Genomic DNA, 16,413 nt, shown 5'->3' on the forward strand with positions numbered 1-16,413 from the left:
CTCATGAATCTTGTACATTAGTGGAATGGACATTTCATCGGTGTCGCTTTTTTATAATGGAAATTAGGATCTTTAATAATATTTTTGTATCCATGATGGTAATTAGCAGTTAACGTTGGCGATAACGGTGGGGCTAACCATGACCATTTTCCAGTAACATCACGATGATGCTGTTCCTCTTTTTCTTCAAATAATTCAAATTGTTTAGCAGCAGTTAAGTGGTCAACAATAGAAACACCCTGTGATTTAAAAGAGTGATAAACTGCATAATTTAATTCTACTAATGTACGATCTTTATTAAATGAATTATTTTTAAGTGTACCAAATTCAAATGTTTCTGCAACTTTTTCAAGCAAATTATAGCGGTAAGTATCAGTAAAATTACGAACTGCAATTTCAGTGACCATATACCAACCATTAAAAGGAGCAGTTGGATATGTAATTCCACCTATTTTCAAATCCATATTAGAAATCATAGGAACACCATACCATTTTAAATGTAAATCTTTCAGCTTTGGAAATTGATCATGTTCTATATCTACTTCTTTAATCAATGAAGCTGGAAATTCATGATATTTTATAGGTGAATTTGGTAATTGATAAATAAGAGGAAGCACGTCAAAGTCTGAACTTTTGCCTTTCCATCCCAAATGATTAGCTAATTGTGTTATCTCGCGTTCTGATGGATCACCTTTATCTTCATATCCTGCGTAACGTATTAATTGATTGTTATATATTTTAGGTGCATCAGTTGAAGAAAATATAGTGATATATGGTTTGATTTTACCGCCATTTGTTGCTTTGTTTAAATGATTATGAAGCGCATCTAAGAAATGTTGTTCTGTATAACTATCTCGTGCATCCACAACATTTAATGATTCCCAAAATAAGCGCCCGACACATCGATTGGAATTACGCCATGCCATTTTAGCGCCATAATTTAGTTCTTCATAAGTATGTGTATAGGTACCTGTCCGATTGATTTCTTTCTCTATCTCAGTGATACGTTTAGAAATAGTATGATTTGAGTAATTTAATTCACCATACATAGTTTGGATAAAATTTGTAGCTTCTTCTAATAGCATATAATCACCTCAATAGTATTATAAGCGAGAAACTGATATAACACATACAATAAATACTTGTGTCATGAATTTGTCGAATTAAAAAAATTTAATTTTTAAATTAAAGACTATTATCGAAAATACTCACTATTACTGAATTGTGATAAAATATACAAAAAGGTTGTTAGGAGAGATGAGGATGTATCGTTACGAAGATGATAGTTTAATGTTACATAATGACTTATATCAAATAAATATGGCAGAAAGTTACTGGAATGACGGTATTCATGAAAGAAATGCAGTGTTTGATTTGTATTTCAGAAATATGCCATTTGGAAGTGGATATGCTGTTTTTAATGGGTTAAAAAGGATGATTCAATTTATAGAAAACTTCCATTTTAGTGATTCTGATATCGAATATTTACAATCAATAGGATATAAAAATGATTTTTTAAAATATCTTAAAAATTTGAAATTTACAGGGAATATTCGCGCGATGCAAGAAGGGGAATTGTGTTTTGGGAATGAACCATTATTACGAGTAGAAGCGCCATTAATTCAAGCTCAACTTATTGAAACGATTTTACTTAATATTGTAAATTTTCATACGCTTATTACAACGAAAGCTAGTAGAATTCGTCAAGTTGCACCACAAGATACGTTAATGGAATTTGGTACACGACGTGCACAAGAAATTGACGCCGCAGTTTGGGGAGCACGTGCAGCATATATTGGTGGGTTTGATTCAACAAGTAATGTCCGAGCAGGCAAATTATTTGGTATTCCAGTTTCCGGAACTCATGCTCATGCACTCGTTCAAACATATGGTGATGAGTATAAAGCATTTAAGATTTATGCAGAACGACATAAAAATTGTGTGTTTTTAGTAGATACGTTCCACACTTTAAAATCAGGGGTACCAACTGCAATTAAAGTTGCAAAAGAATTAGGAGATTCCATTAATTTTATAGGTATAAGATTAGATTCTGGTGACATTGCATATTTATCGAAAAAAGCTCGTCGTATGCTTGATGATGCAGGCTTTAAAGACGCAAAAATCATTGCTTCAAATGATTTAGATGAGCAAACAATTACCAGTTTAAAGGCACAGGGTGCAAAAGTAGATTCTTGGGGTATAGGGACTAAATTGATCACGGGTTATGATCAACCAGCCTTAGGAGCAGTTTATAAACTTGTCGCTGTTGAAAATAATGAAGGTGACTATGTAGATCGTATCAAGCTATCAAATAATGCGGAAAAAGTTACTACGCCTGGTAAGAAAAAAGTATATCGTATTATTAATACTAAAACTGGCAAGGCTGAAGGTGACTATATCACGCTTGAACATGAAAATCCTAATAAAGAAAAACCATTAAAGATGTTCCATCCAGTTCATACTTATAAAATGAAACATGTTAAGCATTTTGAAGCAATTGATTTACATCATTCAATTTTCGAAAATGGTAAATTAGTTTATGACTTACCAAGTGAAAAAGAAACTCAAGATTATTTAAAACAATCATTATCACAATTGTGGGAAGAAAATAAACGTTATTTAAATCCACAAGAATATCCAGTAGATTTAAGCACAAGTTGTTGGAATAATAAACAAAAGCGCATTCTTGAAGTGACAGAACATGTTAAGGAAATGGAGGAAGATAATGACTAATTTACAAGATATCGTAGTAAAAGAAATGAAAGTAAAGAAACATATTGATAGTCAACAAGAAATTCGTGAGATTATCCAATTCATTAAAAATTATGTTCAATCACATACATTTATTGAGTCATTAGTACTTGGCATATCTGGTGGTCAAGATTCTACACTTACTGGTAAATTAGCGCAATTAGCAGTTGAAGAACTCCGTAAAGAAGGAAGAGAATGCCAATTTATAGCAGTTAAACTTCCCTATGGTAAACAAAAGGATGCTGATGAAGTAGAAGATGCACTTCATTTTATTCAACCTGATGAAGTGATTACAGTTAATATTAAACCAGCAGTAGATCAAAGTGTAGCATCATTGAAAGAAGCGGGTATTGAACTTACAGATTTCCAAAGAGGAAATGAAAAAGCAAGAGAGCGTATGAAAGTACAATTTTCTATTGCTTCAAATCGTAGTGGTATTGTTTTAGGAACGGACCATTCAGCTGAAAATATCACAGGTTTTTATACTAAATATGGTGATGGTGCTGCTGACATTGCACCTATCTTTGGACTAGATAAACGCCAAGGTAGACAGCTTTTAGAATATTTAGAAGCGCCAACACATTTATATGAAAAAGTGCCTACTGCTGATTTAGAAGATGATAAACCTCAATTACCTGATGAGGAAGCATTAGGGGTAACTTATAATCAAATTGATGACTACTTAGAGGGCAAAGAAGTACCAAGTGATGCAAAAACAACGATAGAGAATCATTATGTTAAAAATGCACATAAAAGAGAATTGGCATATACTCGCTATACTTGGCCTAAACATTCACATACAAAAGAATAAATGAATACTCTAATAATTAAATGATTTAATTACTATTAGTTTTTAGTGACAAAATTATTTGTGACTGATAAAATTATTTCGAATTTTAGTTAAATGAAATGAGGAATAATATGTCAGTAATTACGTCAAATCCATGGATAATGGTATTAGCGATATTCATCATTAACGTTTTTTATGTTACATTTCTTACAATGCGTACGATTTTAACGTTAAAAGGATATCGTTATATGGCAGCAGTAGTAAGTTTTCTTGAAGTTTTAATATATGTTGTTGGATTAGGGCTAGTGATGTCTAGTTTAGATCAAATTCAAAATATTATTGCATATGCCTTTGGATTCTCAATAGGTATCATTGTTGGAATGAAAATTGAAGAAAAGCTTGCATTAGGCTATACAGTTGTAAACGTAACATCTGCAGAATACGACCTTGATTTACCTAAAGAGTTACGAAATTTAGGTTATGGTGTTACTCACTATGAAGCACATGGTAGAGATGGAAGTCGAATGGTAATGCAAATTTTAACACCTAGACGTTATGAACGAAAATTAATGGAAACTGTTCGTAGTTTAGATGAAAAAGCATTTATCATTGCGTATGAACCTAGAGCTATTCACGGTGGATTCTGGACTAAAGGTGTTCGAACTAAGAAAGTAAAAGCATATGAAGTAGAAGAAATAGAAAGTGTTGTGGAACATAGTGAAGTTCAAGGTAAATGAAAATGAAACTATTTCAGATTGTATTGCACGTATGAGAAAAGAAGGATACATGCCAGTCAGACGTATTGAAAAACCTGTTTACTTTGAAGATAAACAAGGAAATATAAAGATATTACGACAAGATATTCAATTTGTTGGTAAGAAAATAGAAAATGACATTTAATAACTGCTCATATATGGGTCTTTGACAATTTAGAAGTCAGAGACCTTTTAATATTTTTATAAAGTTCGTAAACCTATATTCAATTAGAATAAAAAATCTTTATACTTTTAGTATAGAATCTGTTAAACTATAAATATAGAGTTAAATACGAACTATTTTACTTAAAATCGATTTAATGTACAGCTTTTTATAAAAATAATTACATAAGATAGGAGTTTAATAATGATTGAACGTTATTCAAGAGAAGAAATGTCTAGTATTTGGACAGACCAAAATAGATATGAAGCATGGTTAGAAGTTGAGATTCTTGCTTGTGAAGCCTGGAGCGAATTAGGGTATATTCCTAAGGACGACGTAAAAAAAATTCGTGAAAATGCTAAAGTTGATGTCAATCGTGCAAAAGAAATTGAACAAGAAACACGTCATGATGTAGTAGCATTTACAAGACAAGTATCTGAAACACTTGGAGAAGAACGTAAATGGGTTCATTATGGATTAACTTCTACAGATGTTGTAGATACTGCATTAAGTTATGTAATTAAACAAGCTAATGAAATTATTGAAAAAGATATTGAACGCTTTATTAAAGTACTTGAAGAAAAAGCTAAAAAATACAAATATACATTAATGATGGGTCGTACACACGGTGTTCATGCTGAGCCAACTACTTTTGGCGTAAAAATGGCATTATGGTATACAGAAATGAAACGTAATTTAAAACGTTTTAAAGAGGTACGTAAAGAAATTGAAGTTGGGAAAATGAGTGGTGCAGTAGGAACATTTGCCAATATCCCTCCTGAAATTGAAAGTTACGTTTGTAAACATCTCGGAATTGACACAGCCCCTGTATCAACTCAAACACTTCAACGTGATCGTCATGCTTATTACATTGCAACTTTAGCGTTAATTGCGACATCATTAGAAAAATTTGCTGTAGAAGTTCGTAATTTACAAAAAACTGAAACGAGAGAAGTTGAAGAAGCATTTGCAAAAGGTCAAAAAGGATCATCAGCAATGCCGCATAAACGTAATCCAATCGGTTCAGAAAATATTACAGGTATTTCAAGAGTGATTCGTGGTTATATTACGACTGCTTATGAAAATGTCCCATTATGGCATGAACGAGACATTTCTCATTCTTCTGCAGAGCGAATTATGTTACCAGATGTAACAATTGCTTTAGACTATGCTTTAAACAGATTTACTAATATTATCGACCGTTTAACAGTATTTGAAGATAATATGAGAAATAATATCAATAAAACATTTGGTCTTATTTTCTCACAACGCGTTTTACTTGCATTGATTAATAAAGGTATGGTTCGTGAAGAAGCATACGATAGAGTACAACCTAAAGCAATGAAATCTTGGGAAACTAAAACACCTTTCCGTGAACTTATAGAACAAGATTCAACCATTACAAATGTTTTATCTAAAGAAGAATTAGACGAGTGTTTTGATCCAAAACATCATTTGAACCAAGTTGATACCATTTTTAAACGTGCTAATTTAGAATAGTTTACTAATATAGTTTTAGTATTTTCAATTGAAATAACTACACTTTAATTAATTAATGCGTTAAAATATAGTTATATTTAATTTGAAAATAGGGGTTGCTTGAGATGCAAATTGAAAAATTAAGAGGAGAAGCATTGGATGAATTATTTGATGCTATCTTAACACTTAAAGATAGAGAAGAATGTTATCAATTCTTTGATGATTTATGTACAGTCAATGAAATTCAATCTTTATCTCAAAGACTTCAAGTTGCTAAAATGATAAAGCAAGGTTTTACTTATGCAACTATAGAAAAGAAATCTGGTGCATCAACAGCTACGATATCTAGAGTTAAACGCTCACTGCAATGGGGTAATGATGCGTATACAATGATTTTAGATAGATTAAATGTTGAAACAAAAGAATAAATAAAGAGAGACAATTGCTTAGCTAAAAATAGCAATTGTCTCTTTTTTGTGAATATAATTTTTACAATTTATACTAGTATAAACTTAGTGTATTGATTTAGAATTGCAAAGGTAAAAATGCTATAATTTAGTGTATGTTAAAAGAAGGAGTTATGGATAATGTATGACATTAGAAAGTGGCAGCATGTATTTAAACTTGATCCTGCCAAAGAGATTAGCGACGAAAATTTAGAAGCCTTATGTATGTCAGATACTGATGCCATCATGATTGGTGGGACAGACGATGTAACTGAAGATAATGTCATTCATCTTATGAGTAGAGTTAGAAGATATCCATTACCTTTAGTGCTAGAGGTTTCAAATTTAGATAGCGTAATGCCTGGCTTTGACTTTTATTTTATACCTTCAATATTAAATAGTAATGATGTGACGTATCATAATGGTTTGCTTCATAAAGCATTAAAACAATATGGTCATATGATTAATTTTGAAGAAGTGATGCTTGAAGGGTATGTCGTTCTTAATCCAGATAGTAAAGTAGCCAAACTTACGCAATCAAATACTCAGTTAGATGTTGAAGATATTGAAGCTTATGCTCAACTCGTTGAAGAAATGTATAAGTTGCCAATTTTGTATTTAGAATATAGTGGTACATATGGAGATAAAGATATTGTAAAAGCCGCTTCCCAAATGTTAACCCATACACAATTATTTTATGGTGGCGGTATTAGTTCTTTAACTGAAGCTAAAGAAATGAAAAACTATGCCGATACAATTATTGTAGGTAATATTATATACTCAGATATTAAAAAAGCTTTAAAAACTGTAAAAATAAAGAAGGAGTCGAAATAATGAATGCTCTAGTAAGTAATATGAATAAAGAACAAAGTGAAGCAGTTAGAACGACAGAAGGTCCTCTGCTTATCATGGCTGGCGCAGGTTCAGGTAAAACAAGGGTGTTAACACATCGCATAGCCTACTTATTAGATGAAAAAGATGTGTCTCCGTATAACATTTTAGCTATTACCTTTACTAATAAAGCTGCAAAAGAAATGAAAGAGCGTGTGGAACACTTGGTTGGTGAAGAAGCTCAAGTGATTTGGATGTCAACGTTCCATTCAATGTGTGTAAAGATTTTAAGAAGAGATGCAGATCGTATTGGAATTGAACGCAACTTTACCATTATTGATCCAACTGATCAAAAATCTGTAATTAAAGATGTACTTAAAAATGAAAATATTGATAGTAAACGTTTTGAACCGAGAATGTTTATTGGTGCCATCAGTAATTTAAAAAATGAATTGAAAACGCCCGAAGATGTGATGAAAGAAGCAAATGATTTTCATTCACAAATGGTTGCAACAGTATATAGTGGATATCAACGTCAACTGTCTAGAAATGAAGCATTGGATTTTGATGATTTAATCATGAAAACGATTCGTTTATTTGAACGTGTACCAGATGCATTAGAATACTATCAAAATAAATTTCAATACATCCATGTAGATGAGTATCAAGATACAAATAAAGCACAATATACACTTGTTAAATTACTTGCAAGTAAATTTAAAAATTTATGTGTTGTAGGTGATTCTGATCAATCAATATATGGATGGCGTGGTGCAGATATTCAAAATATATTATCTTTCGAGGAAGACTATCCTGAAGCAAAGACCATTTTCCTAGAACAAAATTATCGATCAACAAAAACCATTTTAACAGCTGCAAATGAAGTGATTAAACATAATACTGAACGGAAGCCTAAAGGGTTATGGACTGCAAATAATGGTGGAGAAAAGATTAAATATTATGAAGCGATGACTGAACGTGACGAAGCAGAATATGTAGTTCGTGAAATTATTAAACATCGTAAGTCTGGAAAAGACTATAATGATATGGCAATTTTGTATCGAACAAATGCACAATCACGTGTGTTAGAAGAAACATTTATGAAATCAAATATTCCTTATACGATGGTTGGAGGCCAAAAGTTCTATAATCGTAAAGAAATCAAAGATCTATTAAGTTATTTAAGAATAGTGGCAAATAGTAATGATGATATTAGTCTTCAAAGAATTATTAATGTTCCTAAAAGAGGGATAGGACCATCATCAGTTGATAAAATTCAACGATATGCACTAGATAACAATATTAGTATGTTTGATGCATTAGGAGAAGTGGATTTTATAGGGCTCTCTAAAAAAGTAACTCAAGAATGTATACAATTTTATGAAATGGTTCAAAACTTAATTAAAGAACAAGAATTTTTAGAAATTAGTGAGATTGTTGAGGAAATACTTGAAAAATCAGGATATCGTCAAATGTTAGAACATGAACAAACAATTGAATCACGTAGTCGTCTTGAAAATATTGATGAATTTATGTCTGTACCTAAAGACTATGAAAAAGATACACCTTTAGAAGAACAATCATTGATTAACTTTTTAACTGATTTATCACTTGTCGCAGATATTGATGAAGCACAAATTGATAGTGGTGTAACGTTAATGACCATGCATTCTGCAAAGGGATTAGAGTTCCCAATTGTATTCTTAATGGGTATGGAAGAATCACTTTTCCCTCATATTAGAGCAATTAAAAGTGATGACGAACATGAGATGGAAGAAGAAAGACGAATTTGTTATGTAGCCATCACACGTGCAGAAGAAGTGTTATATATTACACATGCAACTTCTCGTATGTTATTTGGACGTTCACAAGCAAATCTACCATCACGCTTCTTAAAAGAAATTCCTGAAGAATTATTAGAAACACCAGCAAAATCAAAACGACAAACAATCACTTCTAAGTCAACTACATCGTCAAAACGTGGTTTTAGTAAACGTACGACTTCTACTAAAAAACAAGTATCTGCTTCAGATTGGAAGGTAGGAGATAAAGTGACACATAAATCATGGGGCGAAGGTATGGTGAGTAATGTAAGTGAAAAAAATGGCTCTGTTGAATTAGATATTATATTTAAATCTGAAGGTCCTAAGAGTTTATTAGCTCAATTTGCGCCTATCGAAAAAAAGGAGGATTAGTAAATGGATAACATTCAAAATCGTGTCAATGAACTGCATGATTTATTAAATCAATATAGTTACGAATATTATATAAAAGATAATCCTTCTGTACCTGATAGTGAATATGACAAATTATTACGTGAATTAATTGACATTGAAAATGCACATCCTGAACTAAAAACTGACGATTCTCCAACAGTTAGGGTTGGTGGAGAAGCTCAATCATCATTTGAAAAAGTAAATCACGAAACACCTATGCTTAGTTTAGGTAATGCTTTTAATGAAGAAGAACTAAGACGTTTTGATGAACGTATTCGAGAACATATTGGTAAAGTGGAATATATGTGTGAGCTAAAAATTGATGGTTTAGCAGTTTCTTTAAAGTATGAAGATGGACGATTTGTGCAGGGATTAACGCGAGGAGATGGTACCACAGGAGAAGATATTACAGAAAATCTACGTACTATTCATGCGATTCCTCTTAAAATTAAAGAACCTTTAAATGTCGAAGTTCGTGGAGAAGCATATATGCCACGTCGTTCCTTTATGAGATTGAATGATGAGAGAGAAAAAAATGAAGAACAACCATTTGCTAATCCACGTAATGCAGCAGCAGGTTCTTTAAGACAATTAGATCCTAAATTAGCTGCTAAACGTAAACTAAGTGTCTTTTTATATAGTGTAAATGATTTTACAGATTTTAACGCTACTACTCAAAGTGATGCATTAGATGAATTAGATCGTTTAGGTTTTAAAACTAATCATGAACGTGCACGCGTAGAAGATATAGAGGGTGTACTAGAATATATTAAAAAGTGGACTAAACAACGTGAACAGTTATCTTATGATATTGATGGAATTGTTATTAAAGTGAATGATCTTGATCAACAAGACGAAATGGGATTTACTCAAAAATCTCCACGTTGGGCAATAGCTTATAAGTTTCCAGCCGAAGAAGTTGTCACAGAACTTAAAGATATTGAATTAAGTATAGGACGTACTGGCGTCGTTACACCGACAGCCATTTTAGAACCTATTCGTGTTGCGGGTACTACAGTTTCAAGAGCATCGCTTCATAATGAAGATTTAATTAAAGAACGTGATATTAGAATCGGTGATAGCGTTATAGTGAAAAAAGCTGGAGATATTATTCCTGAAGTCGTAAGAAGTATTATTGACCGTCGTCCAAATGATGCAAAACCATACCGTATGCCAACGCATTGTCCAAGTTGTGGTCATGAATTAGTGCGTATTGAAGGAGAGGTTGCGCTTAGATGTATCAATCCAAAATGCCAAGCTCAACTTGTGGAAGGATTGATTCATTTTGTTTCTCGACAAGCGATGAATATAGACGGACTAGGAAATAAAATTATTCAGCAACTGTATCATCATCAACTTATTAAAGATGTAGGTGATATTTTCTATTTAACTAAAGAAGATTTATTGCCTTTAGAACGAATGGGTACAAAAAAAGTAGAAAACTTATTAAGCGCTATTGAACATGCAAAACAAAATTCTTTAGAACATTTATTATTTGGTTTAGGTATACGACATCTTGGCGCCAAAGCAAGTCAAATTTTAGCAGAGAAATTTGAAACCATGGATCGTTTACTTAAAGTAACAGAAGAAGAACTGATAGCGATTCATGATATTGGAGATAAATTAGCACAATCTGTAGTAACGTATCTAGATAATGAGGATATTAAAGCACTTATTGAAAAATTAAAAGATAAAAATGTCAACATGACATATAAAGGTGTTAAATCCTCTGAAATTGAAGGACATCCAGAATTTCAAAATAAGACTATTGTTCTTACTGGAAAATTACAACAAATGACACGTAAAGAAGCAACAACATGGTTAGAAATGCAAGGTGCTAAAGTAACAAGTAGTGTAACTAAAAGTACAGATTTAGTAATAGCTGGTGAAGATGCTGGCTCAAAATTGTCTAAAGCTGAACAATTTGGTACAGAAATATGGTCCGAATCACAATTTATTGAAAAACAAAATGAAATATCAGAATAGAGGAGAACGTAATGAAGCGGTTATTATTATTAGTTATAACGTCGCTTATGATATTGACAGCGTGTGGCAATGGGAATGATAAAAATAGTCAGTCAAATAATAAGCAACAAGAACAAAATTCAAATAATGTAAAAACAGTTGCCACTGATCAAGAAGTTCAAGGAGATAATTATCGTACAATCTTACCATTTAAAGAAAGCCAAGCTCGTGGAGTATTACAAGATAATATGGCTAATAGCTATAACGGTGAAGATTTCGAAAATGGTTTATTACATCTAAGTAAGTCTGTATTTCCAACTGATAATTTTTTATATCAAGATGGGCAGTATTTAGACAAAAATACAGTTAACGCATATTTAAATCCCAAGTATTCTAAAGACGAAATTGATAATATGAGTGAAAGTGAAAAGGAATCAAAAAAAGCTACTGAAAATTTAGGTCTTAATCCATCACATGATGGAGAAACTAAACCAGAAAAAATAGCAGAAAGTTCTCCTGCTTATTTATCTAATATCTTAGAACAAGATTTTTATGATACAAATGATACAAAAGGAAAAACAATTAAAGGCATAACAATTGGTCTTGCTATGAATAGTGTCTATTATTATCAAAAAGAAAAAGATGGAGAAACATATAGCAAATCGCTAGATAATAAAGAAATTGAAAAACAAGGTAAAGCAATGGCTCAAGAGTTACTTACACGCCTTAGAGCAAATAAAGATTTGAAAAATATTCCAATTCACTTTGCAATATATGTTCAATCGAGTCAAGATGCAATTACGCCAGGACACTTTATTGCTAATACTACTGTTGATGACAAACAAACTAAAATTAATAAATGGAATAAAATTGATGAGATTTCAGCACTTTTACCTTCAACAGAAGCAGAAAAATATGACAAAAATCTAAATAATAATTTTAAGCAATTTAATGATGATCTTCAATCTTATTTCTCTAATTTTACTCAAGCAATTGGAAAAGTGAAATTTGTAGATAAGAAACCTAATAAACTAGTGATTGATTTGCCAATCGATTACTATGGTCAAGCTGAAACAATAGGAATTACACAATATGTAACAGAACAAGCTAAGAAATATTTTGATAATATAGATAGTTACGAAATTCGTATAAAAGATGGTAACAATTCAAGAGCACTTATTAGTAAAACAAAAGATGACAAAGACCCACAAGTCCATATTTATAGTAATTAATCAAAAAGAGGTTGTGACACGTCGTGTCACAGCCTCTTTTTGATATTCAATAAATTAATTTATTTTTCGCGAACAATGGTTTTAACTTGATTTAACTGTTGTTCAATAGAATAGTTTGATTTATAGGTGAAGATGCTAACAAGGTATGTAACGATTACACTACTAATAAAACCAGGTATAATTTCATACATACCAAATAGTTCATTAATATTAGCAAGTGGTTTAACCCAGACAATCCAAATAATGACTACGAGAGCTCCAGCAATCATACCACTTATCGCACCCGCACGTGTTAGTTTTTTCCAATATAAAGAAAAAAGAACAAGTGGACTAAACGCTGCACCAAAACCAGCCCAAGCATTTCCGACTAGGTTTAATATAGTGTCATTAGGAGACCAAGCAATAGCAAGAGCTACAATGGCCACAGCTAACACAGATAATCTGCCTACAAGTACAAATTCTTTTTGATGTGACTGAGCATGTTCTTCACCGCGAATGAGCTTATAGAAATCTTCTGTAAGTGAGCTTGAAGTCACTAATAATTGTGAAGAAATTGTACTCATAATAGCAGCTAGAATGGCAGCAAGTAAGAATCCACCTACTAAAGGATGGAAAAGAACTTGGCTCATTATAATAAATAATGTTTCTGGATCGTCCATTTTAATATGATTTTTCGAAATAAAAGCAATTCCAGTTAACCCTACACCCACAGCTCCAAGTAAACCTACAATCATCCAACTTATTCCTAAGCGTCGTGCTTTAGGTAAAAGTTTGTGAGATTTAATAGACATAAATCGTACAATAATATGAGGCTGACCAAAATAACCTAATCCCCATGCAAATAATGAAATCATACCTAAAAAAGTAGTGCCTCTAAATAAATCCATATTAGTTGGTTTCATTTCAGCTACTTGATGGAATGTATCCCATCCACTAAGTTGTATCAAAGCAACTATTGGTACCATTACCATTGCGATAAGCATGATAACCCCTTGGAAAAAGTCAGTAATAGAAACAGCTAAATATCCTCCGAAAAAGGTATATAAAATGACAATAATTGCGACTGAAATAAGTCCCCAATGATAATTTAATCCAAATGCGCTTTCGAATAATTTACCTCCAGAAACGAAGCCAGAGTGCGTATATAAAGTGAAAAAAATAACAATAATAAGACCAGAAATAATTTTAATGATATTATGTTTATCATTAAGACGATTTTTGAAAAAATCAGGGAGCGTAATTGCATCTCCAGCAACTTCTGTATATACTCTAAGCCTTGGTGCAACAACTAGATAGTTAACATAGGCACCAATAGTTAAACCAATCGTAATCCATATTGCCGATAAACCTGTGCTATAAACTGACCCTGGAAGTCCCATAATCATCCAACCACTCATATCTGAAGCACCGGCTGATAAAGCAGTAATATATGGGCCTATATTTCTCCCACCTAACATATACTCACTTAAATTGCCGGTTGCCTGTTTATAACCATAGTAACCAATCACTAGCAGAATAATAAAATAGATTGCAATCATAATATAAGTCTGCCAGCTTGTGTTAGCATGAGTACCTAAATTTGCACCTAATACAAACATTGTAATTACCCCCTTTAAAACTTTTAAATTTATATTTTTCAACAACATTGTACTGAAAAAAGAAATGACGATTTTTAAATTAGTTACATGTAATATTATACAATGATATTTATAGATTAGAGAAGTAAAATTTTATCTATAAATAACAGTTTATTTCAATATAATGATAAGCGTTAACAAGAATTATAGTATAGATAAAAAATAATTCATTTTATTATATAACGTTAATATTAATAAATTATTAATAGAAATTAATGTATATTTATAGATAACTATATAAATGAGTTACATAAGAAAGTTATTTTAATACTTAACTTTGCTAAGAATAGTTAATACACTGAGTATAATAAATATTTAGATTTTTAACTGAAAATTTGATACAATTTTATGATGAATGAGTAATAAGGAGGCTTTTTTAATAATGACTAAAGTTACACGCGAAGAAGTTGAACATATAGCACATTTAGCAAGACTTCAAATTTCTCCTGAAGAAACTGAAGAAATGGCTAATACACTTGAAAGTATCTTAGATTTTGCAAAGCAAAATGATTCAGCAGATACTGAAGGTGTGGAACCAACATATCATGTCTTAGATTTACAAAATGTGTTACGTGATGATAAAGCAATCGAGGGTATTCCTCAAGAACTTGCATTAAAAAATGCGAAAGAAACAGAAGACGGTCAATTTAAAGTACCAGCTATCATGAATGAGGAGGACGCTTAAGATGAGTATTCGTTATGAATCTGTTGAAACACTTTCAGAAATGATTAAGAGTAAAAAAATTAAACCTTCTGAAGTAGTTAAAGATATTTATGATGCTATTGAAGAAACAGATCCAACAATTAAATCATTTTTAGCTTTGGATAAAGAAAATGCAATTAAAAAAGCTAAAGAATTAGATGAGTTACAAGCTAAAGATCAATTTGAAGGTAAATTATTTGGAATCCCAATGGGAATTAAAGATAATATTATCACTAAAGATGTCGAAACAACTTGTGCAAGTAAAATGTTAGAAGGTTTTGTACCGATTTATGAATCAACAGTGATGAATAAATTACATCAAGAAAATGCAGTGTTAATCGGCAAATTAAATATGGATGAATTTGCAATGGGTGGTTCTACAGAAACATCTTATTTCAAAAAAACTGTCAATCCATTTGATCATCAAGCAGTTCCAGGAGGATCTTCTGGAGGTTCAGCTGCAGCAGTAGCAGCAGGACTAGTACCATTTAGTTTAGGGTCTGATACTGGTGGATCAATCAGACAACCAGCTGCATATTGTGGTGTAGTAGGTATGAAACCTACATATGGCCGTGTATCACGTTTTGGTTTAGTTGCTTTTGCATCTTCATTAGATCAAATTGGGCCAATCACTCGTAATGTTAAAGATAATGCGATGGTATTAGAAGCAATTGCAGGTGCAGACAAAAATGACTCTACAAGTGCACCGGTTGAAGACGTTGATTTTACTTCTGAAATTGGTAAAGATATCAAAGGTCTTAAAATTGCACTTCCTAAAGAATACTTAGGAGAAGGTGTTAGTGAGGAAGTAAAAACCTCTGTAAAACAAGCAGTAGAAACATTAAAGTCACTTGGTGCAGAAGTTGATGAAGTATCATTACCAAACACTAAATATGGTATTCCTTCTTATTATGTAATTGCATCATCTGAAGCATCTGCAAACTTAGCACGTTTCGATGGTATTCGTTATGGCTACCATTCAAAAGAAGCGCAAACATTAGAAGAATTATACAAAATGTCTCGTTCTGAAGGCTTTGGAGACGAAGTTAAACGTCGTATCTTCTTAGGTACATTCGCATTAAGTTCTGGTTATTATGATGCATTTTATAATAAATCTCAAAAAGTTAGAACATTAATTAAAAATGACTTCGATAAAGTATTCGAAAATTATGATGTTGTTGTAGGACCTACAGCTCCAACAACAGCGTTTAATTTAGGCGAAGAAATTGATGATCCTTTAACAATGTATGCAAATGACTTATTAACTACGCCTGTTAACTTAGCTGGTTTACCTGGCATTTCTGTGCCATGTGGCCAATCAAACGGACGTCCAATCGGTTTACAATTTATTGGTAAACCATTTGATGAGAAAACATTATATCGTGTGGCATATCAATATGAAACACAATTTAACTTACACGACGCATACGAAAAATTATAAGGAG

14 protein-coding genes are annotated in these 16,413 nt (G+C 31.9%); 12 read left to right on the forward strand and 2 right to left on the reverse strand.

Annotated features, from left to right (window positions below):
* Nucleotides 1-17: 17 nt before the first annotated feature.
* The gene (locus tag NR218_RS03880) at nucleotides 18-1,085 is read right to left on the reverse strand and encodes a nitric oxide synthase oxygenase (RefSeq protein ID WP_265883260.1); all 1,068 of its coding nucleotides are present in this window, start codon (nucleotides 1,083-1,085) and stop codon (nucleotides 18-20) included.
* Between the two features lie 178 nt (nucleotides 1,086-1,263).
* On the opposite strand from NR218_RS03880, the gene NR218_RS03885 reads away from it, so the two are divergent.
* From NR218_RS03885 to NR218_RS03930, 10 genes are all read left to right on the forward strand, one after another.
* Nucleotides 1,264-2,733 (forward strand): nicotinate phosphoribosyltransferase, encoded by a 1,470-nt coding sequence (locus NR218_RS03885; protein WP_145429715.1) that lies wholly within the window; start codon nucleotides 1,264-1,266, stop codon nucleotides 2,731-2,733.
* Entirely contained in the window at nucleotides 2,726-3,562 is an 837-nt protein-coding gene (nadE, locus tag NR218_RS03890; protein ID WP_070672036.1) for an ammonia-dependent NAD(+) synthetase, read from the forward strand. Before NR218_RS03885 ends, nadE begins: the two co-directional genes overlap by 8 nt.
* Nucleotides 3,563-3,672: 110 nt before the next feature.
* Nucleotides 3,673-4,278: a DUF2179 domain-containing protein gene (locus NR218_RS03895; RefSeq protein WP_061544439.1), complete on the forward strand. Its 606-nt coding sequence runs from the start codon at nucleotides 3,673-3,675 to the stop codon at nucleotides 4,276-4,278.
* Entirely contained in the window at nucleotides 4,259-4,441 is a 183-nt protein-coding gene (locus NR218_RS03900; protein WP_002455112.1) for an NETI motif-containing protein, read from the forward strand. Before NR218_RS03895 ends, NR218_RS03900 begins: the two co-directional genes overlap by 20 nt.
* A gap of 222 nt (nucleotides 4,442-4,663) precedes the next feature.
* A complete protein-coding gene (purB, locus tag NR218_RS03905) occupies nucleotides 4,664-5,959 on the forward strand; it encodes an adenylosuccinate lyase (RefSeq protein WP_049379618.1) in 1,296 nt (431 codons plus the stop codon).
* Nucleotides 5,960-6,063: 104 nt separating this feature from the next.
* The gene (locus NR218_RS03910; RefSeq protein WP_017175247.1) at nucleotides 6,064-6,366 is read left to right on the forward strand and encodes a YerC/YecD family TrpR-related protein; all 303 of its coding nucleotides are present in this window, start codon (nucleotides 6,064-6,066) and stop codon (nucleotides 6,364-6,366) included.
* A 159-nt stretch (nucleotides 6,367-6,525) separates the two neighbouring features.
* Entirely contained in the window at nucleotides 6,526-7,218 is a 693-nt protein-coding gene (locus NR218_RS03915; RefSeq protein WP_017175246.1) for a heptaprenylglyceryl phosphate synthase, read from the forward strand.
* A complete protein-coding gene (pcrA, locus tag NR218_RS03920; protein WP_265883261.1) occupies nucleotides 7,218-9,410 on the forward strand; it encodes a DNA helicase PcrA in 2,193 nt (730 codons plus the stop codon). Before NR218_RS03915 ends, pcrA begins: the two co-directional genes overlap by 1 nt.
* Nucleotides 9,411-9,413: 3 nt before the next feature.
* The gene (gene ligA, locus NR218_RS03925) at nucleotides 9,414-11,417 is read left to right on the forward strand and encodes an NAD-dependent DNA ligase LigA (protein ID WP_017175244.1); all 2,004 of its coding nucleotides are present in this window, start codon (nucleotides 9,414-9,416) and stop codon (nucleotides 11,415-11,417) included.
* An 11-nt stretch (nucleotides 11,418-11,428) separates the two neighbouring features.
* Nucleotides 11,429-12,628, forward strand: coding sequence for a CamS family sex pheromone protein (locus NR218_RS03930; RefSeq protein WP_017175243.1), 1,200 nt, complete (start codon nucleotides 11,429-11,431; stop codon nucleotides 12,626-12,628).
* Between the two features lie 59 nt (nucleotides 12,629-12,687).
* On the opposite strand, the gene putP is transcribed toward NR218_RS03930, so the two are convergent.
* A complete protein-coding gene (gene putP, locus NR218_RS03935) occupies nucleotides 12,688-14,226 on the reverse strand; it encodes a sodium/proline symporter PutP (protein WP_017175242.1) in 1,539 nt (512 codons plus the stop codon).
* Nucleotides 14,227-14,647: 421 nt separating this feature from the next.
* Here putP and gatC point away from each other — a divergent pair, with 421 nt between their 5' ends.
* Nucleotides 14,648-14,950 (forward strand): Asp-tRNA(Asn)/Glu-tRNA(Gln) amidotransferase subunit GatC, encoded by a 303-nt coding sequence (gene gatC / locus NR218_RS03940; RefSeq protein WP_002450027.1) that lies wholly within the window; start codon nucleotides 14,648-14,650, stop codon nucleotides 14,948-14,950.
* Nucleotide 14,951: 1 nt separating this feature from the next.
* Entirely contained in the window at nucleotides 14,952-16,409 is a 1,458-nt protein-coding gene (gatA, locus tag NR218_RS03945; RefSeq protein ID WP_048761656.1) for an Asp-tRNA(Asn)/Glu-tRNA(Gln) amidotransferase subunit GatA, read from the forward strand.
* The last annotated feature ends 4 nt before the right edge of the window (nucleotides 16,410-16,413 follow it).

Source organism: Staphylococcus sp. SUC_1.2, assembly GCF_026222585.1.